The organism is Prosthecobacter sp. (assembly GCF_044222345.1).
In the GTDB taxonomy this organism is placed as follows: domain Bacteria; phylum Verrucomicrobiota; class Verrucomicrobiia; order Verrucomicrobiales; family Verrucomicrobiaceae; genus Prosthecobacter.
Genome location: NZ_JBGANL010000029.1, coordinates 45,976 through 68,978, shown reverse-complemented (window position 1 = coordinate 68,978; position 23,003 = coordinate 45,976). Strand labels below are relative to the sequence as shown.

Below are 23,003 nucleotides of genomic sequence, written 5' to 3'. Positions count from 1 at the left end.
CAGGCCATGAATGACGACCACCGTCCCGACCCTGATGCATTGCTCGCGCAAATGCGGCTGGCGGATGCCGTGTCCAAATCCGGGAGGCTTCACATCTTCCTCGGCATGTGCCCTGGCGTTGGCAAGACTTATGCGATGCTGCAAACCGCGAGGCAGCGGGTGAAGGAAGGCGTGGATGTTCTTGTGGGCATCGTGGAGACGCATGGTCGTTCCGAGACCGCGGTGTTGCTCGAAGGCATGCATGTTTTGCCACGCAAGAAGCTCGATCATCGGGGCTTCAAGCTGGAGGAATTCGACATCGATGCCGTGCTGGCTCAGCGTCCCCGGCTTGTGCTTGTGGATGAACTTGCGCACACCAACGTGCCCGGATCGCGCCATGCAAAGCGCTATCAGGACGTGCTGGAACTCATCGATTCGGGCATTGATGTTTACACCACGCTCAACGTCCAGCACATCGAGAGCCAGGTGGACATCGTGCGGCAGATCAGCGGCGTGGTCATCTCCGAGACCGTTCCCGACTCGATCCTCGATGTCGCACACGAGATTCAGCTCATCGATCTCAGCGTCGAAAAGCTTCTGGAGCGCATGGCGGACGGCAAAGTCTATCTGGGCGAACGTGCGGAGCATGCTGTGAGCAACTTCTTCAAGGAAGGGAATCTCACCGCCCTGCGCGAGCTGGCCCTGCGCTTCACCGCCGAGCATGTGGACCGGGATCTGGAGGACATCCGCCGCGTCAAACGGGTCAGCAGTCCGTGGAAAACCAATGCGCGTCTCATGGTGGGCGTGGGCCCAAGTCCTTATGCCGAAAGTCTCATTCGTTGGACGCGCCGCGCCGCCACACGATTGAACTGCCCCTGGCTCGTTGTCTGGGTGGAAGGTTCGCGTATTCTCACGTCCATCGAGCAGGACCGCCTCACCCGTTCACTCGGCCTCGCACGCAAGCTCGGCGGGGAAGTCGTCTCCGTGACCGGGGAGAATATCTCCGAAGCATTGCTGCAGGTCGCCCGTGAACGCAACGTGTCGCAGATTGTCGTCGGCAAGCCCGAGAAGGCTGGCATGTGGAGCAAGTCGCTCGCGGACACGCTTATTGTCGGCAGTGGTGACATTGATGTATGTGTCGTGCGGCCTTTGGCCGCCGCCGACAAGGCACGCAGCATGGCCCCGCTTCAGGAGCCCGTGTCAGACTCGGTCATTGGCGAATACAGCTGGGCCATCGTCGCCATCTTTGCCATCGCCAGTGTGTGCTGGGGGCTGGTGGCATTTACCGGCTACATGTTTGTCGCCCTGGTCTTTTTGCTCGCGGTGGTGATCGCGGCGCTTCGCTTCAGCCGCGGGCCGGTGCTGATGATGGCCACGCTGAGCGCCGTGTGCTGGAATTACTTTTTCATCCCGCCAATCTTCACCTTTCACATCAGCAAGCCGGAGGACTGGATCATGTTCGGCATGTTCTTCATCGTGGCGCTCAGCATGGGCAGCCTCACCTCACGCCTGCGCATGCGTGAGGTGGCGGAGCGCCGCAGGCTTCGTCAGACTGACGCCCTCCTGCGCGTCACACAAAGCGCTGCGCTGGCCGCCGAGCCGGAGAAGGGCCTGGCCGAGGCCCTGCGCACGATCAACGAGCTGCTCAATGCAAACACCGCACTCGTGGTTCGTGAGCAGGATCGCTCGCTGCCGAAAGCCGCGCACAAGGCCAGCACCTTCCAGCCATCTCCCAAAGAGTGGGGCGTCGTGGCCTGGAGCTATGAGAACAAGCAGTGTGCGGGCCGTTACACCGACACCCTGCCCGAGTCCGCCGCCACTTGGTTCCCGCTGCAAACAGCCACCGCCACCATGGGTGTGCTGGGCGTGCAGTTCGAGGACACCTCCCGCCTCGACTTTGTTACACGGCAGATGATCGAGGCCTTTGCGCTGCAGATTGCGCTCGTCTTGGAAAAGGAGCACTTCATCCAGGCCGTCAGCCACGCAGAGATGCTTTCGCAGTCGGAAAAACTGCACCGCATCCTGCTGGACAGCGTTTCCCACGAGCTGAAAACCCCCATCGCCGTCATCACCGCTGCACTCGAAGGAATGAACGGTTCGCAGAGCCCGTACCTCGGCGAGATCACCACCGCCACGCAGCGGCTGCAGCGTGTGGTGGACAGCCTGCTGCAGATGACGCAGCTCGAATCCGAGGTGCTCAAGCCCAATCTCGACTGGTGCGATCTCCGCGATGTCATCGCCGCAGCGCAGCACGCCATCGGCGCTCCACTGACGGCTCACGCGGTGAGGCTTCAACTGGCTGATGATTTCCCGCTCCTGAAACTTGATCACGCCCTGCTCACCCAGGCCGTCGCCAACATCCTGCACAATGCCGCCATCTACACGCCCGCAGGCACCGCCATCGACATCCGCGCCACGATTCGAGATCAGCGGCTGCGCCTGGTCATTCGTGATCATGGCCCCGGTCTGCCTGCTGGCGCAGAGCGACGCGTGTTTGAAAAGTTCTACCGTGTGCAGGGATCACCTGCAGGGGGCACTGGTCTCGGTCTGGCCATCGCTCGTGGCTTTGTCCAGGCGCAGGGTGGGGACATCACCGCGCGGAATCACCCTGATGGCGGCGCGGAGTTTGTGATTGAGATCAATCAAGTGTCCATTTTCGTCCCACCTCCCAAATGACGGCCCTCATCATCGACGACGAAACCCAGATCCGCCGCCTGCTGCGCATGGCGTTGGAGTCGAAGGGCTACACTGTGAGAGAGGCTGAGTCAGGGCAGATGGGACTGCAGGAGGCGGTCTTTCTCAAGCCCGATGTCATCCTGCTCGATCTCGGTCTGCCTGACATGGATGGAGTCGATGTGCTGAAACGACTGCGCGAATGGAGCAGTGTCCCCGTGCTCATCCTGAGCGTGCGCGATCAGGAATCCGTCAAACTCGCCGCTTTTGATGCAGGAGCGGACGATTACGTTTCAAAACCCTTCAGCACGTCCGAGCTTCTCGCACGGCTCGCCGCCATCCAGCGCCGCCAGGGAGCCCATGACGCGGCCAATCTGCAGCTAGGCCCGCTCGTGCTTGATCCCGTGCACCACGAGGCATCGCTGAATGGCCGGTTTCTCAAACTCACGCCCACCGAATATGCGCTGCTCGCACAGCTCGTGCGCCATGCCGGCAAAGTGGTCACGTTGAAACAGCTCCTTCGGACAGTCTGGGGGCCGCAGGCGGAGGAGCAGAGCCAATATTTGCGCGTGTATGCCAATCACCTGCGCAAAAAGCTCGAAGGTTCTGCCTTGGAAATTAAAAACGAGCCGGGGATCGGCTACCGGCTGGAGCAGGCTTGAGCTCTGCTTTTACACTTTCTTAACGCCATGGCTGCGGCTGTTTACTGGCAGGAAGTTCTTTTGCGGTGAAGCTGCCCCAAACCAAGCCCCAACATGTCTGCCTCCGACAGCTCCAGTGCACCATCACCCCGCCCGCCGATTTCTCTGGCGGAGGTGGGACAGTACAGCTGCGGGCTCACGCTGGTGTTTGTGCTGGCCTCCACCTGCTGGGTGCTGCTGCCCTACACGGGGGATCTCTTTGTCGCGCTGGTCTTCCTCATGGCCATCGTGCTCGCGGGTACATGGTGGAACCGTGGGCCGGTGCTGATGATGGCTGTGGTCAGCGCTCTGGTGTGGAATTATTTTTTCATCCCGCCGCAGTTCACCCTGCACATCGACAAGCCGCAGGACATGGTGATGTTCAGCCTGTTTTTCGTGGTGGCGCTGAGCATGGGGCATCTCATCACGCGGCTGCGCGCGCGAGAGGCGGCGCTGGCGCAGCATCATCAGGAGCGCGAGCACCTGCTGGAACTGAAACACCGCGCCGAGCTGCTGGCGGAATCCGAGCGCCTGCACCGCACGCTGCTGGACAGCGTTGCGCATGAACTCAAAACGCCCATTGCAATCATCCGCACGGCCTTGGACGGCCTGGGGCAGGGGAATCCGTATGCCCGGGAGATTGAGACCGCGAACCGCCGCCTGCAGCGCATCGTCGAAAGCTTTCTGGAAATGACTCGTGTGGAATCCGAGGCGCTGGAGCCGCAGCCCGACTGGTGCGAGATCGGCGATGTGCTGCATGCTGCCACCAAGCCGATCCAGGAAGAACTGGCCGCTCACCCGTTGCTCATCAATGGCACCACGGATCTTCCCTTGCTCCGGCTCGACAGCCGCCTGCTCGCCCAGGTGCTGGGCAACCTGCTGCACAATGCCACGCGCTATGCTCCAGCAGGCACAAACATCGAAATCGCAGCCTCGCTTGCCGGCAGTACTCTGGAGCTCCGCGTGCGCGACCACGGCCCCGGCCTGCCGCTGGGAGCTGAAGACCACTTGTTCGAGAAATTCTATCGCGCTCCCGATTCACCCGCTGGCGGCACCGGCCTGGGACTCGCCATCGCACGCGGCTTGATGCGGGCGATGAAAGGTGACATTGAAGCTCACACTCATCCTGAAGGCGGCGCGGAATTCGTGCTGCATCTTCCCGTGAAAACTCGCAGCTCCGCATGAGCAAGGCCCTCATCATCGACGACGAACAGCAGATGCGCCGCCTGCTGCGCATGGTGCTGGAGTCGCGTGGCTATGAGGTCTGTGAGGCCGGCGAAGGCCAGCTCGGTCTGCAGGAGGCCGCGTTTCACCGTCCTGACGTGGTGCTGCTGGATCTCGGCCTGCCCGGCATGAACGGCATTGAGGTGCTGAAACGGTTGCGCGAGTGGAGCGATGTCCCCGTGCTTATCCTCAGTGTGCGTGACCAGGAGACCATCAAGGTCGAGGCTCTGGAAAATGGAGCAGACGATTACGTGACAAAACCCTTCGGCACAGCGGAACTGCTCGCGCGCCTCACGGTCATCCAGCGCCGCCGTTTCACGCGCCAGAGCGCTGAGATTGTCGTCGGCCCATTGAAGCTGGATCTGCTGCATCATGAGGCATCGCTTGATGACGCGCCGCTCAAACTCACCCCCACCGAGTTCGCCTTGCTGAAGGTGCTGGCCGAGCACGCGGGGCGCATCGTCACGCAAAACCAGATCATGAAGCAGGTATGGGCCGGCCAGAGCAGCGATCCGAGCGAAGGCCTGCGCGTGCACATCAATCACCTGCGTAAAAAACTCGGCGAAACCGGCCCTCGCATTGTGAACGAACCTGGCATCGGCTACCGCTTGGAAGAGGCTTGAGGCCCTTGTGATTTGGCTTCAGTCATGCACGGATCAAGCCTGGGCATGAATTCAGGCTTTCCGTCCGGGAACTGCTGTGATTAATGGCGGGATGTCTTCGTCCTCGACCAGTGCCGACACCTCATCCCCACTCATGCGCCGGGCGTGGCTCATCGTGGGGCTGCTTTTTCCCGTGGCGCTGCTGAACTACCTGGACCGCCAGATGATCGCCTCCATGAAGGTGTCCGTGATGGGAGACATCAAGGACATCGGCAGCGAGGAAAACTGGGGGCACATGCTGGCTTCGTTCAAGTGGGTCTATGCCATCTGCAGCCCCATCGGCGGGTACATTGCAGACCGCTTTAGCCGCAAGCTGACGATCTGCGGCAGCTTGTTTGTGTGGTCGCTCATCACCTGGCTCACCGGACATGTGGGCAGCTTCAATGAACTCTATTGGGCACGCACCCTGATGGGCATCAGTGAAGCGTTTTACATTCCTGCGGCGCTGGCCTTGATCGCGGATTATCACACAGCCGGTACGCGTTCGCGTGCCATCGGCGTGCATCAGATGGGCATCTACTGCGGGGTGATAACGGGCGGCTTTGCCGGATTCGTGGCGGATGCTCCGGACCTTGGCTGGCGCTTCATGTTCGACTTCACCGGACTGGCGGGCGTCCTCTATGCCATCCCACTGCTGCTGCTTCTGCGTGATGTGCCTCGTCAGGTGGACACGCAGGAGGCACTGAGCCCCACCGCGCGCGGCGGCGCTCTTGGAGAACTGCTCTGCAATCGCAATTTCATTCTGCTGGTGTTCTATTTCACACTGCCCGCTCTCGCTGCATGGGTGGTGCGCGACTGGATGCCGGCCATCCTGCAAAAGGCCTTCGACATCAGCCAGGGCAAGGCGGGTGTTTCTGCTGCGCTCTACTGGCAGGGGGCGGCGCTACTCTCGGCGATTTTTGGCGGCTGGCTGGCGGATCGCTGGATGCGGAGTACTGAACGCGGGCGTATCTACGTCAGCGCCATCGGCATGATGCTCATCGTGCCCGCCATGTTTGGCGTGGGTAACGCACCCTCCCTGAATTCCTTCGCGCTCGCTATCGCATCACTGGTTCTGTTTGGCGTCGGCTGGGGCTTCTTTGACTGCAATAACATGCCGATCCTCAGCCAGATCGTGCGGCCGCACATGCGCGCCACAGGCTACGGCCTCATGAATTTCGTCAGCATGATGTGCGGCGGGCTGGCCGACTGGGGTTTTGGCAAGATGCGTGACCTGCAAGTGCCGCTCAACGTCATCTTTGGCGTCTTCGCCATGGTGTGCGTCTTCTCGCTCGTTCTCGTGCTGCTGATCCGCCCCAAGCCAGGAGTGTGAACGTCCTACTGCGGTCTGCCTCCGCGTTTCAGTTCCTCAAACACTTCGAGAAACGCGGCAGCGAGCGCCTGCCAGTCTTCGGCCGTCGTCTCCCAGCCGCTGCTAATGCGCACGACGCGCTTCAATTCTTCGGCGCTGGCACCCAGCGCAGTCACCACGACCGAAGATCCTTCCTTGCCTGAACTGCAGGCCGAACCCGTCGAGATGCTGAACCCACGGCGCGACAGGCGCGTGAGCCATTTCAGATTGTCATGCTCCGGCATGACCATGAGCACGGTGTTCCAGAGTCGTGGCGCCGATTCGCTGATCACTCGCAAGGAGTCGAAACGCGCACGCATTTCCGCGATGAATGCATCGCGCAGCCTGGATTGCGTGTGCTCGACCTCGCTTAAACATGGGCCGATTGTCTTCAGAGCCGTCACCATGGCCTCAATGGCCGGATAGTTTTCCGTGCCCGCGCGTCGACCATGCTCCTGCGGACCGCCACGGATAAAGCCGAGCCGTGATTTTTCATGAGGCAGCACGAGAAATCCGCAGCCCTTGCTGCCGCCAAATTTATGCGCGCTGCCGGTGATGAAATCGCAGTCGCCAAGGTTTGCGGCATCCAGTTTGCCAATCCATTGCGCGGCATCCGTGTGAAACAGCACATCATGTTCTCGGCAAAGCGAGGCAAGTTCGCGCCAGGGCTGCAATGCCCCGCTTTCATTGTTCGCCGCCATGACAGAGACGAGCGCGGGACGCTTGGAATCAATAAGCTGCTTCAGGTCGTCGACTTCAATCACTCCATCCGCATTCACCGGCAGCTCCACCACGTTCCTTCCCCGCACCGCTTCACGCACGCTCGGATGTTCGATGGCGGAGATCACCACGGTGGCCTCGGCTGGCAGCGAGGCAAACAAGGCGTTGTTTGATTCCGTCGCTCCCGAGGTGAACACAATCCGCTCGGCCTCTGCGCCGATCAGCGTGCCCAGACGTTCACGTGCAGATTCAAGCTGCTGGCTCGCCAGCCCCGCGTCGCGATACAGGCTCGAAGGGTTGTGCCAGTGTTTCTCGCTCGCGCGCAGCCAGGCATCCCGCGCGGCGGGGTGCAGCGGTGTGGTGGCGTTGTGATCAAAGTAGCCGTTCATGCAGCGGTCTTGAACCGGGAGGGCAGTGGGATGTGCAGCAGCATCAAAACGAACGCGAGGCCGATGTAGGGCAGCCATGCGTCACCTTTGCCGTTGGAAAGGATGCCATTGACGAATCCCAGCACGCCGACGCCCTCGCTCAGCGCAAAGACCACGACATTTCCCGCTATAAAACGTCCGCGTTGCGCCGGATCCTCCAGATTGAGCACACCCGTGGTGAAACCTCCAAGCAGCAGTTTGCGCATGAAGAAACTCAGGGCCGCCGCGCTGCCCGCCGCCAGCGCGATGATCTGTCCCAGCGACTTGGCATCGCCTTTGGCGGGAGCAAACGTCATCGAACTCAGCATGACCGCATAAAGGCAGAGCGAGCCACAAAGCGCCCCCCAGATGATGAAGACGAGAAGTTGAACCTGTTTCATGATGACATCTCCACACGTTGCGGATGCGTGTAAACATTCATCGTTTCACCACGCAGAAAGCCGATGAGCGTCTGACCCGCCTCCTGCGCAAAATCGACCGCGAGACTGCTGGGGGCGGAAATGGCCGCAACGAGCGAGATGCCACCTGCCAGCGCTTTTTGAATGATCTCAAACGACACCCGCCCGCTTACCAGCAGTATGTGCCGGCTCAAGGGCAGCAGCCCACGCTGCAAAGCGTAGCCGAGGATTTTGTCGAGCGCGTTGTGTCGGCCCACATCCTCACGCAGCACGACCAGGTTGCCATCGAGGTCAAACAATCCGCTCGCATGCAGCCCGCCGGTTTTCGAAAACGTTTCCTGCGCGGCACGCAGCTTGTCGGGCAGACTGGCGATGAGTTTTGGCGAAACCTGCCAGTCTCCCTTCACGGCGGGAAACTGCTGAAACACGCTCTCGATGCTCGACTTGCCGCACAGACCGCAGCTTGAGGCGCTGAAGACATGACGGGTGAGTGAATCCCAGTTCACCACCGCGCCTCCAAGCAATACATCGACGATGTTGCCATGTTTGTTGTTGGTGCTGGGACACTGCGAGACTTCCAGAATGTCACGCGGGCGCTGCACCACGCCCTCACTGACGAGAAATCCCGCGGCAAGTTCTTCATCATGGCCCGGCGTGCGCATCACGACCGCGACGGAGCGGCCTTCCACACGTATTTCGAGCGGCTCCTCACGGGCGGTGACATCACCGACCTCGCTGACACTGCCGGTGGTGTTCACCTTGTGCACCTGCACTGCGGCCATGGCTGGATTTTCCGCGCTCATTACGAGGCCTCCATGAAATCAGCGGGAAGAACTCCCGCAGGCACCCGGCGCGGCTCGGCGATGAGCCTCACCATCTTGTCAAAGACGTCTCGCCCGCGAATGATCTCGATCTCCACGCGCATGAAATAGAAGGGGATGTCCGCCACGGGCATTTTGGGAAACCGCACATAATCCTTCTCCGTGGTGACCATGCAATGCACGTCACGCCGCACGCAGCGATCCACGAAATTTTTCAGCTCCGGCCCGCGAAAGCGGTGGTGGTCCGCGAACCGGGCGATGACCTCGACCTTGGCGCCGAGTTTGCGCAGCCCGTTTTCAAAACTCTCCGGCACCGCGATGCCGGAAAGGGCGCCCACAAATTTATCACGCAATCCATCGATCGGCAGTCGCTCGCCGGTGTGGATGTTTTCGTAATGCATCGCGCGGTGGCGGCACTCGATGATTTCAGCGACGCGGTTGTAGCGGCGGATCTGTTTGACGACGTCTTCGCTGTCGCCGTCGGACTTGGTGATGAAGATGTAGCTGGCACGGCGCAGACTGCGCGGTGGTTCGCGCAGGGTGCCGCGTGGCAGCATGTAGCCGTTGTTGCCAAACACTGCGGTTTTGTCGATCAGCACGATGTCGTGGCGGTGCTTGAGCTTGAGGTACTGCAGACCGTCATCCAGCACGAGCACATCGGCGCCGAAGCGCTGAATCGCATGCGCTCCAGCCTTCACGCGGTTTTTGTCCACCACGACCGGAATGCCGGGGCAGTTCTTCGCCAGCATGAAGGGCTCGTCACCCGCATTGTGCGAGTCCAGCAGCACTTCCTCACCATCCGAGACGATTCGTGGCAGCGGCTCAGGCGGCTTGGGAATGAAGCCCAGGCGCGCGGCCATTTTTTCAGAAAACGGCTGCTTCTTCTGCCGCTTGCTCTTGTAGCCACGACTGAGGATGCACACGCGGCGGCCATGCTCATGCAGCGCCTTCGCCAGCATCTCCACCACCGGTGTTTTGCCTGTGCCGCCGACGGTGAGATTGCCCACGCTGATGACCGGCACACCCAGGTGATGATCATGGATGTAGCGGTGTCGGTACAAATAAAGCCGTGTCCGCACCACTCCCGAATAAATGCCCGAGAGACCACGGAACACCACCCGCAGCAGCGTGGCGCGTATGCCACGGCGGTTGTTGATCACCACGTCGATGATGAAGTTTTCGATGTCTTCCAGAGTGTCTCTCACAGAAGAGCATTGGAGGCGGGAAAGCGCCCCTAGTCAACGAGACGCCTTGCTGTTTGCACAGGAGTTTTGTAGCCTCCCTCATATGAAATTCATTTCCTGGGCGCTGCTGGGGCTGATCATGGCGGTGAACACCCTTCAAGCCCGCACATTGTCCGAGGCTGCAGCGCGCTTCTCCAAGGATCTCAAAGCCGGGTGCATCGTCACCGGTGAACGAATGGGTGACGAGGTAAAATACGCCATCTCCGGAAAGGCTCCCGAAGCCGGGGATGCAAAGCCGGAAAAACTGATTTTTGAAATCGGCTCTATTTCCAAGGTGTTTACCGGTCTGCTGCTGGCACAGGCGGTCGTGGAAAAGAAAGTCACGCTGGATACGACGATCGGCAGCCTGCTGGCCGGGAAGGTGAAGTTTGCAGATCCCCGCGTCGCGGCGATCACGCTGAAGCAGCTGGCCACCCACACCAGTGGCTTGCCACGCCTGCCGGACAATGCGATGGCCGGAGCCTTGGAGGAAGATCCCTATGCCGGCTATGATGCAAAGCTGCTGCTGAACTATCTGGCGTCAGCCAAGCTCGATGCCGAAGATCCTTCCACCTTCAGCTACTCAAACCTAGGCGCAGGGCTGCTCGGGCATCTGCTGGGCGAGGTGTACGGCATGTCATGGGATCAGGCGGTGGTGAAAAAAATCTGCCAGCCGCTGGGCATGCAGGACACCGCTGTTCAGCCCCAGGCCAAACTTCGGCTGGTCATACCGCATGATGGCGAAAAAGAGACAAAGCCCTGGCATTTCATCTCCTTGGCAGGCGGCGGCGCCCTGCGCAGCACGGCGGCGGATATGATGACATTCGGCGAGGCACTGCTCCACCCTGACAAGACTTTATTAAAGGAGGCCTTGGCACTCGCCCTGCAGCCTCAGGCTGACGCACCGTCCCAGGGCGGGCAGGTCGGTCTGGGAGTGCTGATGGGAAAGTTTGAGGGTGAGGCGACCCTCCATCATGACGGCGGCACCGGTGGTTTTTGCTCCGGACTGCAGGTGATCCCGGCGAAGGGAATTGTGCGCGTGGTTCTGATCAACAACAACAGCATCGCTGGAAGCCAGGTGATCGTCGGCACGTCCGAGGTCAGGCCTGTGGATCCCGCCACGCAGAAAGAAATCCCCCTTCCTGCGGATGTGCTGAAGCAGTATCCTGGCGTCTATGACCTCGACCGTGACTTCCGCTTCACCGTGCTGCTGCGTGACGGCCAGATCTATGTGAACCTGACAGGTCAGCCGTTTGTCCCAAGCTTTGCCAAAGCGCAGGATCGTTTCTTTTACAAAGCAGTCCCCGCAGAGATAGCGTTCAATCGCCGCGAAGGTGTGATCCATTCACTGACGCTGTTTCAAAATGGCAACGAACTCACCGCCAGGCGCAGCAGCGCCCCACCGCCGGAGTATCAGCTGCGGTCCGACAAAGAGCTGCAGCCCTATGCGGGCAAGTATGATCTGCTGGATTCGAAGGCGATCACCGTCACCGTGCAGGCCGGCACTCTCTTTGCGCAGATCGAAGGACAGCAGGCGGTGCCGGTTTTTGAGACGGCACCTGACCGTTTCGAGCTCGATGTGGTGAAGGCCGAGCTCGTCTTCACGCGGGATGACAAGAAGCAGATCAACGGCCTCACCCTCCTCCAAAACGGCATGACGGTGCCCGCACCCCGAGTCAAGAGCCCGACCAGTGCCCCGTCGAAGTGAGGCGGTTTTCTTTCTCGGCCAGCGCCAGGATGGTCTGGAAATGCGGGCTCTTGCTTTCGCGGTGCACCACGCTCGTCTCGATTTTTTTGAATCCTGCTCTGCTGAGCATCTCGTGCAGATCGCTCTCGGAAAAGCCGAGCCATACATCGGCATAAAGATCCCGTGCCTGCTCAAACTGATGCTTGAGGAGATCCAGCACCACGATGCGTCCGCCCGGCCGCAGGATGGTCATCGCGGCTTTGAGTGCCTTCTCCGGATTCTGCGCATGGTGCAGCGCCTGACTGAGGAAGACCAGATCCACACTCAGCGGCGGGATTGGCGGTGCCTCGATGTCCCCTTGGCGGAACTCGAGGTTCGTAAAACCGTGCTTCTGGGCCAGCTCCGCACCATAGGCCACCATCTTTTCGCTGTTATCGACGGCGATCACTTTTTTCGCCCGCTCGGCGAGCAGTTGCGAAAGCGTTCCCTCGCCCGCGCCCAGATCGGCAATGACCAGCGGAGGCATGAGTTTGAGCAAAGTCTCGCCCAGGCCCTTCCACGAACGGCCGGGAATGTAGTGGCGGCCAAACTTGCCCGCCAGCGCATCAAAGTAGGCCTTCGCGGTTTGCACCCGTTTGCGCAGCACGATTTGCAGCGCCTCGGTGTCCTTGGTCACCTCCCGCAGTTCAGCCCCCGCCGCCTCCAGCAGCGCGAGGAAATGTTCATGGGTCGGCAGATCTTTGGCTGCGGGCTCGTCGAGCTGATACAGTCGGTTCTTCCCACTGCGGCGGTCAGTTACCAGACCTGCAGCCTTCAGTTTGGCAAGCTGGGCGGAGATATTGGACTGAGGCAGCGACAGCACCTCCTGCAACTCCGCCACACTCAGCTCTTCCTGCTTGAGCAACAAAAGCAGCCTCACCCGCGTGGGGTCGGCAATGAGACTGAGCGATTTAAGTACAGAGGCCAAGGTGAAGCCATCGTATCAACGCATCATGATACATCAATGCCAGAGTTTCGGCCGGTGTTCAGAGCTTTGAGGCCGCCCAGATGCCCGCCTTGCCCTGCTGGGCCCGACGTTTCAACTCTTGTAGCTCCAGCGCGTAGTCATTGATCGAGCGTGAATCCGCTGGCAGGCTCGAAGTCACACCCGCCACGCGGGCAAAGCCCTGCTGCACCAGCAAATCCGCCAGATACACCTGCTTGCCGGGGCTGATCTCCACCAGAATCAGCGCGTAGTAGCGGCTGAGTCCGGTCACCTCCTCCCAGCGTGTCATCACCGTGAACGGCTGCTGCTTGAGCAGCTGCGTCACATACTGCGCCGCCCTCTGCCCCTCTTCGATCACGCGCTGGCTGCTCACGCCAAAGTAGCGCGCCTGCTCCTGCACGCGCTGCGGATGAGTCAGCGAAGTGTCCGGTGCATCCACGAAGTAGAGCACGAAGATGTGCTCGTCCTCCGTGTCACTCACCTTGATGCGCAGGGTGTCCGCCTCATTGGCGCGGCTTTCGATCAGTTTGGCCTTGGGGAAGATCTTGAACTGCTGCAACGGCATACGGCTGGCATCCGACGTCGCCTGCCCCACCGCTACCTGGGCCATTGCCACTGGCAGCGCCTGCAGCGGCGCGGGACGGCTTTCTTTCAGCAATACCGCCACGAGCACGATGATCAGCACCAGCACGCAGGTGATGGCGAGATTCAGCAATGTGTCACGAAAAGGCATGCTCATGCGGTCAGGGCGGGGTCCGCCTACTGTCCAGCGTTCAGGCGGGTGCTCAAGCCGCAAAGTGCTGCGGCGGTGAGAATGCAGCCTGCCGCCACTCATGAAATCAGACACGAAAGATTATGCCATGCATCCCGTAATTGGTATGACCTCCTACCAATTTCATGACAATCACCCCGCTCAAACCCACCCCTTCGCTCGTTGAGCAGGTCTGTTCACGCCTCGCACGCCAGCTGCGTGATGAGGTTGATTCCGGTGATGGCAAGCTGCCGCCTGAGCGCCTGATGGCCGAGCGCCTCGGCGTGAGCCGCACCGTGCTGCGCGAGGCAACGAAGCGGCTCGAACTCCAGGGTCTGCTGGAAATCCGCCACGGCAGCGGTATCCGGGCGGTGAACCGTCTGCACAAGCCGCTCAGCGGTTCCTTGTCGATCCTGCTTCCCGAGTTGCAGGAGCGCCTTCGCCAGTTGAGCGAGGCCCGTGCCGCCATCGAGCCAGAGATAGCACGGCAGGCCGCCCTGAAGGCCAAAGCCTCCGATGTGAAGCAGCTGCGGGGCATTCACGAGCGCCTGCTGGCAGCTGAAGCGCACGACGAAGCCGTGGAGGCAGACATCGACTTTCACCGCACGCTCGCCCGCATCGCTGGTAACGAGATCTTGAAGCTCATGCTCGAATCGCTGGCTGACCTCGGGCGTGAAAGCCGCCGTGTCACGATTGGCCATGTCGGCAGGCAGCGCGCGATCGACCACCACGCCGCCATCCTGAACGCAGTGGCTGCGCATGATGCCAACGCTGCCGCCAAGGCGATGAAGCATCACATGGACGAAGCCGCACACGATCTGGCTGCCAAAGCGAAAACCAAACGATGAAAACCACGATCTTCATCCTCCTAGCGGCGGTTCCTGCAATCGCTGTCGATTTTGACCATGACATCCGCCCGCTGCTGCAGCAGCACTGCGTCGAGTGCCATGGCGAAAAAAAGCAGAAGGGCGAGCTGCGTCTCGATGCCAAAATCTTCGCGTTCAAAAGCGGTCACGAGGGGCAGGCCATCGTGGCGGGTGACACCGCTCAAAGCCTGCTGCTGCAAAGAATCAAATCCACCGATGACGACGAGCGCATGCCGCCGAAAGGCAGGCCTCTTTCACCCGCGCAGATCACCTTGGTGCAGGCGTGGATTCAGGCCGGAGCCGTGTGGCCTGAAAACGCCGCTGACAAGGCTGCCGCTGTGGACAAGCGCCTCCAGCATTGGTCCGTGCAGCCCGTGAGAGCAGTCAAAGGCGCCTCCATTGACTCGCTGATTCATGCGAAGCTTGCCGAGAAAAATCTCTCGATGTCGCCCGCAGCGGACCGTCGCACCTTGATCCGCCGCTTGAGCTTTGATCTGGTCGGCCTGCCTCCGACACCGGAGCGGGTGGAGCAGTTTGTGAAGGACGAGTCACCCAAGGCCTATGAAAAGCTGGTGGATGAACTGCTGCGCTCTCAGCACTACGGCGAGCGCTGGGCACGGCACTGGCTGGACATCGCGCATTACGCCGACACCCATGGCTTTGAGCGCGACCAACTGCGCCCGAATGCATGGCACTATCGCGACTACGTCATCGGTTCGCTCAATGACGACAAGCCCTACGATCAATTCATCCGCGAGCAGATCGCGGGGGATGTGATTGCGCCCAATGATCCGCAGGCCGTCATCGCCACCGGCTTCCTCGCCGCAGGGCCGTGGGACTTTGTGGGGCAGGTGGAGACCAAGAGTGACATGCTCAGGCGTGCCGCACGGGCCGGCGACCTGGATGATATGGTCACTCAGGTCATCACCTCGACCATGGGCGTCACGGTGAACTGCGCGCGCTGTCATGATCACAAGCTCGATCCCATCAAGCAGGAGGAGTACTACAGACTGTGGGCCGTTTTTGCCGGTGTGAAGCGTGGAGATCGCGAGGTGGACAGCGCAGAAGCAAAACGCATCTCTGGAGAGAAAGCGCGTCTTGCCCAGGAGCTGGCAGCAGCGCGTGCCCAGATCGCGAAACTAGCCGGCGAGGGTCTCAATCTTGCCGACATGGTGGGCGGCGGTGTCAAAGGCCGTGGCATCGACCTGCGCACCGGCAATTTGACGACCGCCAAACTTGGCTACCACCGGGACATTCAAACGAACCGCCTGCAACGCATCGAGTGGCCCGCCGAAGTGAAGGATGCAGAGCGCTTCGTCGCCTGGGTTTTCGTGCCGGATGGTCGCAATCCCGTGCCGGTGGCTCCCAAACAAGAAGTCAAAGGGCTGCCCGCCACCAGCGGCCACACCTGGGATGCCATTCGCAACGGGCCGCTGAACGCGCAGCGCAGCACGAAGATCGGCGGCGTGGATTACGCGGAGAAAGATCATTCCATCCTCGGCTTGCACGCCAACAGCGGGATCACCTTTGATCTCGCAAAGATTCGCCAGAGCAGCGGCCTCGGCATGATGCACTTCACCGCCACTCTCGGCTTTGGTGCGGATGCGAGTGCAGCAGCCTCACGCGCCGACTTCACCGTGTATGTGGATGCCGAGCGCAAGTTTCAGAAGCTTAAAATGCGCAAGGATGAGTTCACACATTTGGACATCGCCATTCCTGCCACAGCGAAAACCCTCACCCTCATCGCCACCGACGGTGGTGATGGCATCGGTAGCGACCTTTTGTTCCTCGGAGATGCACGGCTGGTGCCCGATGTGGAGCACAGCCGGCTCACGGACGCTGAGCAGGAGCAGTTGAAACAGCTGCGGATTCAAGCGGTCAAACTCGACGCCTCTCTCAAAGCTCTGCCCGAACCGGCCAAAGTCTATGCCGTCATCAGCGAAGCAAAGCCCCCCGCGATCCAGGTGCAGCGGCGTGGCAATCCTGAAGACCCGCAGCAGGAGGTGCAGCCCGGTGCTTTCGCCTGGGCCCGTCACGCCAGCATGGATTTCGGAACCCATGCGACCCCCGAAGGCGAACGCCGCCGCAAGCTTGCCGAATGGATCACTCATCCTGACAATCCTCTCACACGTCGTGTGATTGCGAACCGTCTCTGGCATCATCATTTCGGCCAGGGCATCGTCACCACACCCAGCGACTTCGGTCTCGGCGGTGACAGGCCTTCGCATCCTGAATTGCTCGACTGGCTGGCCGATGAATTTTCGCAGAGCGGCTGGTCGTTAAAGCACCTGCACAAGCTCATTGTTATGAGCGCCGCCTATCAGCAGCAGTCCGCCTCCCAAAATGAAACAGCAGCTCGTCTGGATGCCCAGAATCGTCTGCTCTGGCGGCAGAACCCCCGCCGCTTGGATGCCGAGTCCGTGCACGATGCCGTGCTGAGTGTCGCAGGCACCTTGAACCCCGCCATGGGCGGCCCCGGCTACCGTGATTTCAATTTCACCGAAGCCTACGCGCCCATCTACGACTACATCACGCCTGACAAGCCCGCACTGCTGCGCCGCAGCATCTACCGCTTTGTGGTGCGCACCACGCCGCATCAGTTCATGTCCACGCTTGACTGCCCTGATCCCGCCAATCTTACCCCAGCCCGTGCGCAAACCACCACCGCACTGCAGGCACTCACACTGAGCAACAACGAATTCATGCTGCAACAGGCCAGAAGCCTCGCCACCCGCATCGAAAATGAAACGGACTCTCGTGAATCGGCCATCCGCCGAGCCTTCGCTCTTTGTTTCCAGCGTCCCCCCACGGACGAAGAGCTCACTGCTTCCACTCGCCTCGTCGCCGAACAAAACCTCTTCGCTCTCTGCCGCATGCTCATCAATGCGAATGAATTCGTCTACCTCGACTGATTTGGTCAGCCCGTTTCCCATGATGAAATCAATCATTCCACTTCTATTCGGACTGCTTGCGCCGCTCGCTGCCGCTGAGGTGGATGCATCGCTGACGCATGCTTCCACCTGGACCGAATCCTGGCCCGACACGGGACCTCTCGAAGTCAAAGGTGCAATTTGGAACGACGCCATTCAGGCCGTCCTCGACAAAGACAACGCCGTCCATCTGCCGAAGCGCGATCAGCCCTACTACCTCGATGGCCCGCTCATCCTGAAGTCCGGTCAGAAACTCACGGCAGATGCAGACGCCGAGATCCGGCTGAAACCCGGCAGCAACACCTGCATGGTGCGCAATGAGCACATGGTCGGTTTTGCGGACCAACCTGTGCCTGAAGACACCAAGCCCGACACCAGCATCACCATCGAAGGCGGCATCTGGACGACACTGGCGAATGGTGTGAAGGACAGTAATGGCAACCAACGTGGCGCATCGTCAAAGAAAGATCCAGTGCCCGGGACGCATGGCGTTATCCTTCTCCACAACGTGCGTCATGTGACGGTGCGTAATATCACCGTGCGCCAGAGCCGCGCCTTCGCGGTGCATTTGGCCAACGTCACTGATTTCACCGTTGATGGCGTCACGCTGGATCGTCACGGACGCGACGGAGTGCACGTGAACGCTCCGGCCAGCCATGGACTCATCCGTCGCGTGAGCGGCGTTTCACATGACGACACCGTCGCTCTGAACGCCTGGGAATGGAAAAACTACGCTCCCAGCTTTGGGGCCATTCATCACATCGTCATCGAAGATGTGCATGGCTCGCCTGAGGGCGTGCCGTCGGCAAATTCCATCCGGCTGCTTCCCGGCGTGAAGCGCTTCAGTGATGGCACCACGCTCGACTGCCCCATCCACGACATCACTTTGCGCCACATTGCCGACATCCGTGACTTCAAGCTCTACGATCAGCCGAATCTCGAAATTGGACGCGACAAAGACGCCAGCGCAGGCATCGGCACGCTGCGCGGTATCGTCTTCGAAAACCTCACCTTCAAACGTCCCGGCAGCATCCAGGTCCACGCCAACGCTGACGGCCTGAGCGTCCGCGCCGTGAAGCTCAACTTCCCGCTCGCAGCAGATTTCCGCCTCATCGAACTCGGCCCCAAATCGCAGACCTACAAACGTAAGGCGGACGATCCGGCCACCTGGACCGAAATCTTTTCCCCCGACCTCAACTGCACGGTGCGCAATCTGAGCGTCTCCGGCGTTCGCCAGCGGGAGGCAACGACCGATTTGCCCGTCGATCAGGTCGTCAAAGTCATCGAGCTGAAGCCCAATCCTGACTATCCCAAGACCACGCCCCAGGGAGGCTCTGGAAAAGGCATTTGGATTCGCTAATTCCCCTATGAGCACTCACTTCACAGGCCCCTCACGCCGCGACTTCCTCCAAAAAATCGGCGGCGGTTTCGGCAGCATCGCCCTCGCTTCCTTGCTGGATCAGGACGCTCAGGCCGCGACAAATCCGCTCTCCGCCAAACGACCTCCCTTGCCAGCCAAGGCTCGTGCGGTGATCCAGATTTTCTGTCCCGGGGGGCTCAGCCATGTGGACTCCTGGGACTACAAGCCTGAGCTGGCAAAGCGCAGCGGCAAGCCCTTCGATCCGGATGGCAAGATGCAGTTTTTCGCCTCCAAGCCCGGCAACTGCCAGGGCAGCTACTGGCCCTTTCGCCAGCACGGCCAGTGCGGCCGCTGGATCAGCGATCTCTTCCCGCAGCTCGCGACCTGTGTCGATGACATGGCCTTCATTCACTCCATGCAGAGCAAAAGCGCGCTGCATGGCCCCGCGATGTTCATGGCCAACACCGGCTTCATCCTGCCCGGCTTCCCCAGCATGGGCGCATGGGTTACCTACGGTCTCGGCAGCGAAAGCGAAAACCTCCCCGCCTTTGTGGTGCTGCCGGATCAGCGCGGCCTGCCGCCCGGGGGCGTGATCAACTGGGGCGCTGGCTTTCTTCCCGCCGTGCATCAGGGCACGACTTTGCAGACCGATGCCGAAAAGCCGCCCATCGCCGATCTGTTTCCGCCCAAAAGCTTCGCGCAACTGCGTGGCGATACCGAGCAGACCAGCCGCGATTTTCTGCAATCCCTCAATCGCGCCCACGCAGCCGAGCGTGCGGGCAACACGGAACTCGAAGCCCGCATCGCTGCGTATGAACTCGCCGCACGCCTGCAGCTCAGCGCTCCCGAAGTCACCGACCTGCGTGGCGAAACGGACGTCACCAAGCAGCTCTACCAGCTCGATCACGAAGACATCGGTCCCTTTGGCCGCCAGTGTCTTCTCGCCCGTCGCCTTGTCGAGCGCGGCGTGCGCTTTGTGCAGATCTACTGCGGCGCAGAAAACACCACGGCCAAAAAAATCCGTCCGAACTGGGACAGCCACGAGGACCTGGTGCGTGACCACGGCTACTGGGGCCAGGTGCTCGACACTGGCGCTGCAGCCTTGCTGCGCGATCTGAAATCACGCGGCATGCTGGACAGCACGCTTGTCATTTGCACCAGCGAATTCGGCCGCCAGCCTGCCGCGCAGGGCAAGGGGCGCGACCACAATCCCGGCGCCTTCACCGCCTGGATGGCCGGGGGAGGCATTCAGGGCGGCACCGCGTATGGCACCACCGACGACCTCGGCTCCAAGGCCGCAGAAAACCCCGCCTACTGCTACGACCTCCACGCCACCGCATTGCATCAGCTCGGCATTGACCACGAAAAACTAACCTTCTACAACAACGGCATCAACCGTCGGCTCACCGACGTGCATGGACACGTCATCAAAGATATTCTCGCATAGGTTCTCACTGCATTTCCACATGTCCCAACCCCACATCGCCATCATTGACTGGACCACCTCTCCACAAGGTGATCCTGAATCCACCATCGAACGCCAGATCATCGGCGGAGCCGCACGCGTCACCCGCACGCTCTGCGAAACCGACGCCGATTTGACCGACGAGGTCTGCGACGCCGACGCCATCATCATCTGGCACAACATGCCGCTCACGGCCCAGGGCATCGCCCGGCTGAAGAACTGCCGCGCCATCATCCGCAACGGTGTCGGCTTCGACAGCGTGGACGTCGCTGCCGCACGAGAGCGTGGCATCGCCGTGTGCAACGTGCCGGATTACGGTACCGAAGAAGTCGCTGATCATGCCATCGCTCTCGCCATGGCGCTTTGTCGGCAAATCCTGCCGCTGGATGCCGAAGCCAAGCAGCTCGGCTGGAACATCCGCGTCACGCCAAAGCTTCGCCGCCTCAGCACTCTCACCTTCGGCATCGTCGGGCTGGGGCGCATCGGCACCGCAACGGCCCTCCGCGCCAAAGCCCTCGGCTTTCGCGTCATCTTCCACGACCCCTATCTTCCCAATGGAGCTGACAAAGCTGTCGGCATCACTCGCGTGCGCACCCTCGACGAACTTCTCACGCAAACGGATGTTCTCTCGCTGCACTGCCCGTTGAATGAGGAAACACGGCACCTCATTGCCGAGCGTGAACTCGCCCTGCTCAAACCCTCCGCTTTTGTCGTGAACACCGCCCGTGGTGGCGTCATCAAAAAAACCGCCATCCTCGCTGCGCTGCGCGAAAATCGCATCGCTGGTGCAGGTCTCGATGTCATCGAAGACGAGCCCCTCCGCACTGCAGACGAAGCCGCCACGCCCAATCTCATCGCCACTTGCCACGCCGCGTTTTGCAGCGTGGAGAGCAAGATCGAAATGCGCAGCACCTCCGCCCGAATCGCCCTCGCAGCTGTGCGCAATGAGGCGCTAGAAAATGTGGTGAATGGCGTTTGCTCCTGAGTAGTCCCCCCCGAACCCTTATGAATCTCCGCTCCTTTCTCGCTGCTTCACTTGCGCTGTCCATGGCTTCAGCCGCTCTGGCCCAGGAAACCAAATCGCTGCTGCACGATCACGTCCTGCCAGTCCTCGCCACGCCTGATTTCAAAGGTCCGCTGGACTCCAGTTTCAGCATTGCCAAAGGCAAATGGACACCCGAAGGCGGCGTGCTGAGCGTGCTGGATCTGCCCGAGCAGAAGCACATTCCCGTGCTTCATCACAAAGTGGGCCTCGCCAGCGCCACCATCGAGGTGGAGTTCCTGATCGAAGGCCCGGGCAGCTTTCTCGTGGGCTGTGATTCCAGCAAACATGTGGGCCGTGTGGTTGTCGGTGCCGCAGGTTTGAGCATCGCGGAAGACTCCGTGGCGCCCTCGCACACCATTGCCAAGCTCCCCATGGCGGTGAAGCCAAACGAATGGCACAAGCTGCGCGTCGAATGGCAGGGCGATCAAATGGCCGCCAATCTCGATGGCCAGGAACTCAAGGCACAGCATCCGTATTTTGCGACATCGAAGGCCCGAAGCTGGCTGGCCGCCGGTAAGTCCGTGAAGGTGCGCAATCTCAAAATCAGCGGAGAGACGAAGCCATGAGGCAGCTTGTGTGTTTGATGCTTTTGCTGGGCATTCAGCTCCATGGGGCCGAAGTGAAGACTTTGCTCGAAGAGAGCTTTGCTGATGGCCTGTCCAAAGACTGGTACTGGGGCCTGGGCACCTGGACGGCCAAGGGTGGCATCCTGCGCGGTTTTGAGTCAGGCCCGCGCCGCCATGGACCTCTGAAGGTGCGCAAATTTCCGCTCAAGGATGGCATCGTCGAGTGCGAGTTCCGCCTGGAGGGAAAAGCCCAGTTTGCCGGCATCATCTTCAATGGTGCCCAGGACCGTGGGCACATCGTGCACCTGGTCATGAGCATCCGTGAGCTGCGCATCCTGGCGCACCCGAAGAAAGGTGAGAGCACCGAGCTGCTGAAGCAGTCCAATGCTCTGGCTGCTGGCGTGTGGCATCAGGTGAAAATCGTGTTCAAAGGGGAAACCATCACCGCCACGGTCGATGGCAAGACCATCACCGCAGCCCATCCCTGCATCGCCGAGGAAAAGTTGACCTTTGGCCTGGGTGGCGAGTCTGGCGGTCCTGAGGGCGAAAAAGCCGGGGCCTTGGAGTTTCGCGGGCTCAAGATCAGCGGCTGATTCGGTAGCGGCAGCGGATGATCACCGCCGCGATCGTGGCCCCCACCAAGTTTGAAACAAGGTCCCAGCCCGTGTTTTCATAGCCGCCGACATTGGTGTTGGGAATCGTCAGCACGGCGATGAACTCGATCACTTCGTTCAGCGCGCCAAAGCCCATGCCCGCTGCCGCGCAAAGAGTGAGGATGCCGAACGTTGGGCGCACAGCCCCGCCATCTGGCTGCCGCAGCGCATGGCTCAAAATGTGCCAGCAGGCCCAGGTGGTGATGCCAAAGCCGTAGGCATGTACGATCTGGTCGTATTTCAGCAGGTTGGGGATGAGCCACGCACTGTAGAGCACCTCATTGTCGCCATTGTAGGGCCAGCCGGAGGGCAGGGGGCACAGGCCTCCGGCCATGTGGGCCAGACCCCACAGCGAAAAGGCCCACAGCAGGGGCGTGGTCAGCCTCACGCTGCGGTGGACGGCGCCGATGACGCTGATCAGCACAAGCATGACCACGATGTAAAAAATGAACTCGCGGTTGCCTTGAACCACGGCTCCCACAACGGCGGCGAGCATGTAGGCGGCGTTGAAAAGGATGACTGGCAGCAGCTTCACTTGGGCGGCGGAGGACATGCAG

20 protein-coding genes are annotated in these 23,003 nt (G+C 60.7%); 13 read left to right on the top strand and 7 right to left on the bottom strand.

The window, feature by feature from the left end:
• Positions 1-6: 6 nt before the first annotated feature.
• The 5 genes from ACILSL_RS16055 to ACILSL_RS16035 all read left to right on the top strand — a co-directional run bounded on the left by ACILSL_RS16055 (position 7) and on the right by ACILSL_RS16035 (position 6,530).
• A complete protein-coding gene (locus ACILSL_RS16055; RefSeq protein ID WP_395733065.1) occupies positions 7-2,655 on the top strand; it encodes a DUF4118 domain-containing protein in 2,649 nt (882 codons plus the stop codon).
• Entirely contained in the window at positions 2,652-3,314 is a 663-nt protein-coding gene (locus ACILSL_RS16050; RefSeq protein WP_395733064.1) for a response regulator, read from the top strand. The genes ACILSL_RS16055 and ACILSL_RS16050 overlap by 4 nt, the downstream gene beginning before the upstream one ends.
• A gap of 93 nt (positions 3,315-3,407) precedes the next feature.
• Complete coding sequence (locus ACILSL_RS16045; protein WP_395733063.1) at positions 3,408-4,517, top strand: ATP-binding protein; 1,110 nt, start codon at positions 3,408-3,410, stop codon at positions 4,515-4,517.
• Positions 4,514-5,179: a response regulator transcription factor gene (locus tag ACILSL_RS16040; protein ID WP_395733062.1), complete on the top strand. Its 666-nt coding sequence runs from the start codon at positions 4,514-4,516 to the stop codon at positions 5,177-5,179. The genes ACILSL_RS16045 and ACILSL_RS16040 overlap by 4 nt, the downstream gene beginning before the upstream one ends.
• A 91-nt stretch (positions 5,180-5,270) precedes the next feature.
• Entirely contained in the window at positions 5,271-6,530 is a 1,260-nt protein-coding gene (locus ACILSL_RS16035) for an MFS transporter (RefSeq protein WP_395733061.1), read from the top strand.
• A gap of 5 nt (positions 6,531-6,535) precedes the next feature.
• Here the strand turns inward: ACILSL_RS16035 and ACILSL_RS16030 are convergent, their stop codons facing one another.
• From ACILSL_RS16030 to lpxK, 4 genes are read right to left on the bottom strand one after another with little or no spacing between them, the layout of a single operon-like run.
• Positions 6,536-7,657 (bottom strand): cysteine desulfurase family protein, encoded by a 1,122-nt coding sequence (locus ACILSL_RS16030; RefSeq protein WP_395733060.1) that lies wholly within the window; start codon positions 7,655-7,657, stop codon positions 6,536-6,538.
• Positions 7,654-8,076, bottom strand: coding sequence for a hypothetical protein (locus ACILSL_RS16025; protein WP_395733059.1), 423 nt, complete (start codon positions 8,074-8,076; stop codon positions 7,654-7,656). Before ACILSL_RS16025 ends, ACILSL_RS16030 begins: the two co-directional genes overlap by 4 nt.
• Positions 8,073-8,897, bottom strand: a complete 825-nt coding sequence (fdhD, locus tag ACILSL_RS16020) for a formate dehydrogenase accessory sulfurtransferase FdhD (RefSeq protein WP_395733058.1) — start codon at positions 8,895-8,897, stop codon at positions 8,073-8,075. Before fdhD ends, ACILSL_RS16025 begins: the two co-directional genes overlap by 4 nt.
• Entirely contained in the window at positions 8,897-10,120 is a 1,224-nt protein-coding gene (lpxK, locus tag ACILSL_RS16015) for a tetraacyldisaccharide 4'-kinase (RefSeq protein WP_395733057.1), read from the bottom strand. The genes fdhD and lpxK overlap by 1 nt, the downstream gene beginning before the upstream one ends.
• Positions 10,121-10,202: 82 nt before the next feature.
• Between lpxK and ACILSL_RS16010 the strand changes: the two genes are divergently transcribed.
• A complete protein-coding gene (locus ACILSL_RS16010) occupies positions 10,203-11,846 on the top strand; it encodes a serine hydrolase domain-containing protein (RefSeq protein ID WP_395733056.1) in 1,644 nt (547 codons plus the stop codon).
• On the opposite strand, the gene ACILSL_RS16005 is transcribed toward ACILSL_RS16010, so the two are convergent.
• Entirely contained in the window at positions 11,815-12,792 is a 978-nt protein-coding gene (locus ACILSL_RS16005) for an ArsR/SmtB family transcription factor (RefSeq protein WP_395733055.1), read from the bottom strand. The two genes, ACILSL_RS16010 and ACILSL_RS16005, sit on opposite strands and share 32 nt — an antisense overlap.
• A 58-nt stretch (positions 12,793-12,850) precedes the next feature.
• Positions 12,851-13,549, bottom strand: a complete 699-nt coding sequence (locus ACILSL_RS16000; RefSeq protein WP_395733054.1) for a thermonuclease family protein — start codon at positions 13,547-13,549, stop codon at positions 12,851-12,853.
• Between the two features lie 158 nt (positions 13,550-13,707).
• Here ACILSL_RS16000 and ACILSL_RS15995 point away from each other — a divergent pair, with 158 nt between their 5' ends.
• From ACILSL_RS15995 to ACILSL_RS15965, 7 genes are read left to right on the top strand one after another with little or no spacing between them, the layout of a single operon-like run.
• Positions 13,708-14,409: a FadR/GntR family transcriptional regulator gene (locus tag ACILSL_RS15995; protein ID WP_395733053.1), complete on the top strand. Its 702-nt coding sequence runs from the start codon at positions 13,708-13,710 to the stop codon at positions 14,407-14,409.
• Positions 14,406-17,339 (top strand): DUF1553 domain-containing protein, encoded by a 2,934-nt coding sequence (locus ACILSL_RS15990; protein WP_395733052.1) that lies wholly within the window; start codon positions 14,406-14,408, stop codon positions 17,337-17,339. The genes ACILSL_RS15995 and ACILSL_RS15990 overlap by 4 nt, the downstream gene beginning before the upstream one ends.
• Before the next feature lie 19 nt (positions 17,340-17,358).
• Positions 17,359-18,717 carry a hypothetical protein gene (locus ACILSL_RS15985; RefSeq protein WP_395733051.1) on the top strand — a complete coding sequence of 453 codons (1,359 nt, stop codon included), beginning with the start codon at positions 17,359-17,361 and terminating at the stop codon, positions 18,715-18,717.
• A gap of 7 nt (positions 18,718-18,724) precedes the next feature.
• Entirely contained in the window at positions 18,725-20,164 is a 1,440-nt protein-coding gene (locus ACILSL_RS15980; RefSeq protein ID WP_395733050.1) for a DUF1501 domain-containing protein, read from the top strand.
• Positions 20,165-20,183: 19 nt separating this feature from the next.
• The gene (locus ACILSL_RS15975; RefSeq protein WP_395733049.1) at positions 20,184-21,167 is read left to right on the top strand and encodes a C-terminal binding protein; all 984 of its coding nucleotides are present in this window, start codon (positions 20,184-20,186) and stop codon (positions 21,165-21,167) included.
• Between the two features lie 20 nt (positions 21,168-21,187).
• Positions 21,188-21,793, top strand: a complete 606-nt coding sequence (locus tag ACILSL_RS15970) for a hypothetical protein (protein WP_395733048.1) — start codon at positions 21,188-21,190, stop codon at positions 21,791-21,793.
• Entirely contained in the window at positions 21,790-22,386 is a 597-nt protein-coding gene (locus ACILSL_RS15965) for a family 16 glycoside hydrolase (protein ID WP_395733047.1), read from the top strand. Before ACILSL_RS15970 ends, ACILSL_RS15965 begins: the two co-directional genes overlap by 4 nt.
• Here ACILSL_RS15965 and ACILSL_RS15960 read toward each other — a convergent pair.
• On the bottom strand, positions 22,376-22,999 hold the full coding sequence (locus ACILSL_RS15960) for a hypothetical protein (RefSeq protein ID WP_395733046.1): 624 nt from the start codon (positions 22,997-22,999) through the stop codon (positions 22,376-22,378). The two genes, ACILSL_RS15965 and ACILSL_RS15960, sit on opposite strands and share 11 nt — an antisense overlap.
• Between the last annotated feature and the right edge of the window lie 4 nt (positions 23,000-23,003).

What these genes read in the sequence shown, in the direction of transcription:
- ACILSL_RS16055 (WP_395733065.1), top strand. Translation starts at nt 7, where the DNA reads ATGAATGACGACCACCGTCCCGACCCTGATGCATTGCTCGCGCAAATG.
- ACILSL_RS16050 (WP_395733064.1), top strand. Translation starts at nt 2,652, where the DNA reads ATGACGGCCCTCATCATCGACGACGAAACCCAGATCCGCCGCCTGCTG.
- ACILSL_RS16045 (WP_395733063.1), top strand. Translation starts at nt 3,408, where the DNA reads ATGTCTGCCTCCGACAGCTCCAGTGCACCATCACCCCGCCCGCCGATT.
- ACILSL_RS16040 (WP_395733062.1), top strand. Translation starts at nt 4,514, where the DNA reads ATGAGCAAGGCCCTCATCATCGACGACGAACAGCAGATGCGCCGCCTG.
- ACILSL_RS16035 (WP_395733061.1), top strand. Translation starts at nt 5,271, where the DNA reads ATGTCTTCGTCCTCGACCAGTGCCGACACCTCATCCCCACTCATGCGC.
- ACILSL_RS16030 (WP_395733060.1), bottom strand. Translation starts at nt 7,657, where the DNA reads ATGAACGGCTACTTTGATCACAACGCCACCACACCGCTGCACCCCGCC.
- ACILSL_RS16025 (WP_395733059.1), bottom strand. Translation starts at nt 8,076, where the DNA reads ATGAAACAGGTTCAACTTCTCGTCTTCATCATCTGGGGGGCGCTTTGT.
- fdhD (WP_395733058.1), bottom strand. Translation starts at nt 8,897, where the DNA reads ATGAGCGCGGAAAATCCAGCCATGGCCGCAGTGCAGGTGCACAAGGTG.
- ACILSL_RS16010 (WP_395733056.1), top strand. Translation starts at nt 10,203, where the DNA reads ATGAAATTCATTTCCTGGGCGCTGCTGGGGCTGATCATGGCGGTGAAC.
- ACILSL_RS16000 (WP_395733054.1), bottom strand. Translation starts at nt 13,549, where the DNA reads ATGAGCATGCCTTTTCGTGACACATTGCTGAATCTCGCCATCACCTGC.
- ACILSL_RS15995 (WP_395733053.1), top strand. Translation starts at nt 13,708, where the DNA reads ATGACAATCACCCCGCTCAAACCCACCCCTTCGCTCGTTGAGCAGGTC.
- ACILSL_RS15990 (WP_395733052.1), top strand. Translation starts at nt 14,406, where the DNA reads ATGAAAACCACGATCTTCATCCTCCTAGCGGCGGTTCCTGCAATCGCT.
- ACILSL_RS15985 (WP_395733051.1), top strand. Translation starts at nt 17,359, where the DNA reads ATGATGAAATCAATCATTCCACTTCTATTCGGACTGCTTGCGCCGCTC.
- ACILSL_RS15980 (WP_395733050.1), top strand. Translation starts at nt 18,725, where the DNA reads ATGAGCACTCACTTCACAGGCCCCTCACGCCGCGACTTCCTCCAAAAA.
- ACILSL_RS15975 (WP_395733049.1), top strand. Translation starts at nt 20,184, where the DNA reads ATGTCCCAACCCCACATCGCCATCATTGACTGGACCACCTCTCCACAA.
- ACILSL_RS15970 (WP_395733048.1), top strand. Translation starts at nt 21,188, where the DNA reads ATGAATCTCCGCTCCTTTCTCGCTGCTTCACTTGCGCTGTCCATGGCT.
- ACILSL_RS15965 (WP_395733047.1), top strand. Translation starts at nt 21,790, where the DNA reads ATGAGGCAGCTTGTGTGTTTGATGCTTTTGCTGGGCATTCAGCTCCAT.
- ACILSL_RS15960 (WP_395733046.1), bottom strand. Translation starts at nt 22,999, where the DNA reads ATGTCCTCCGCCGCCCAAGTGAAGCTGCTGCCAGTCATCCTTTTCAAC.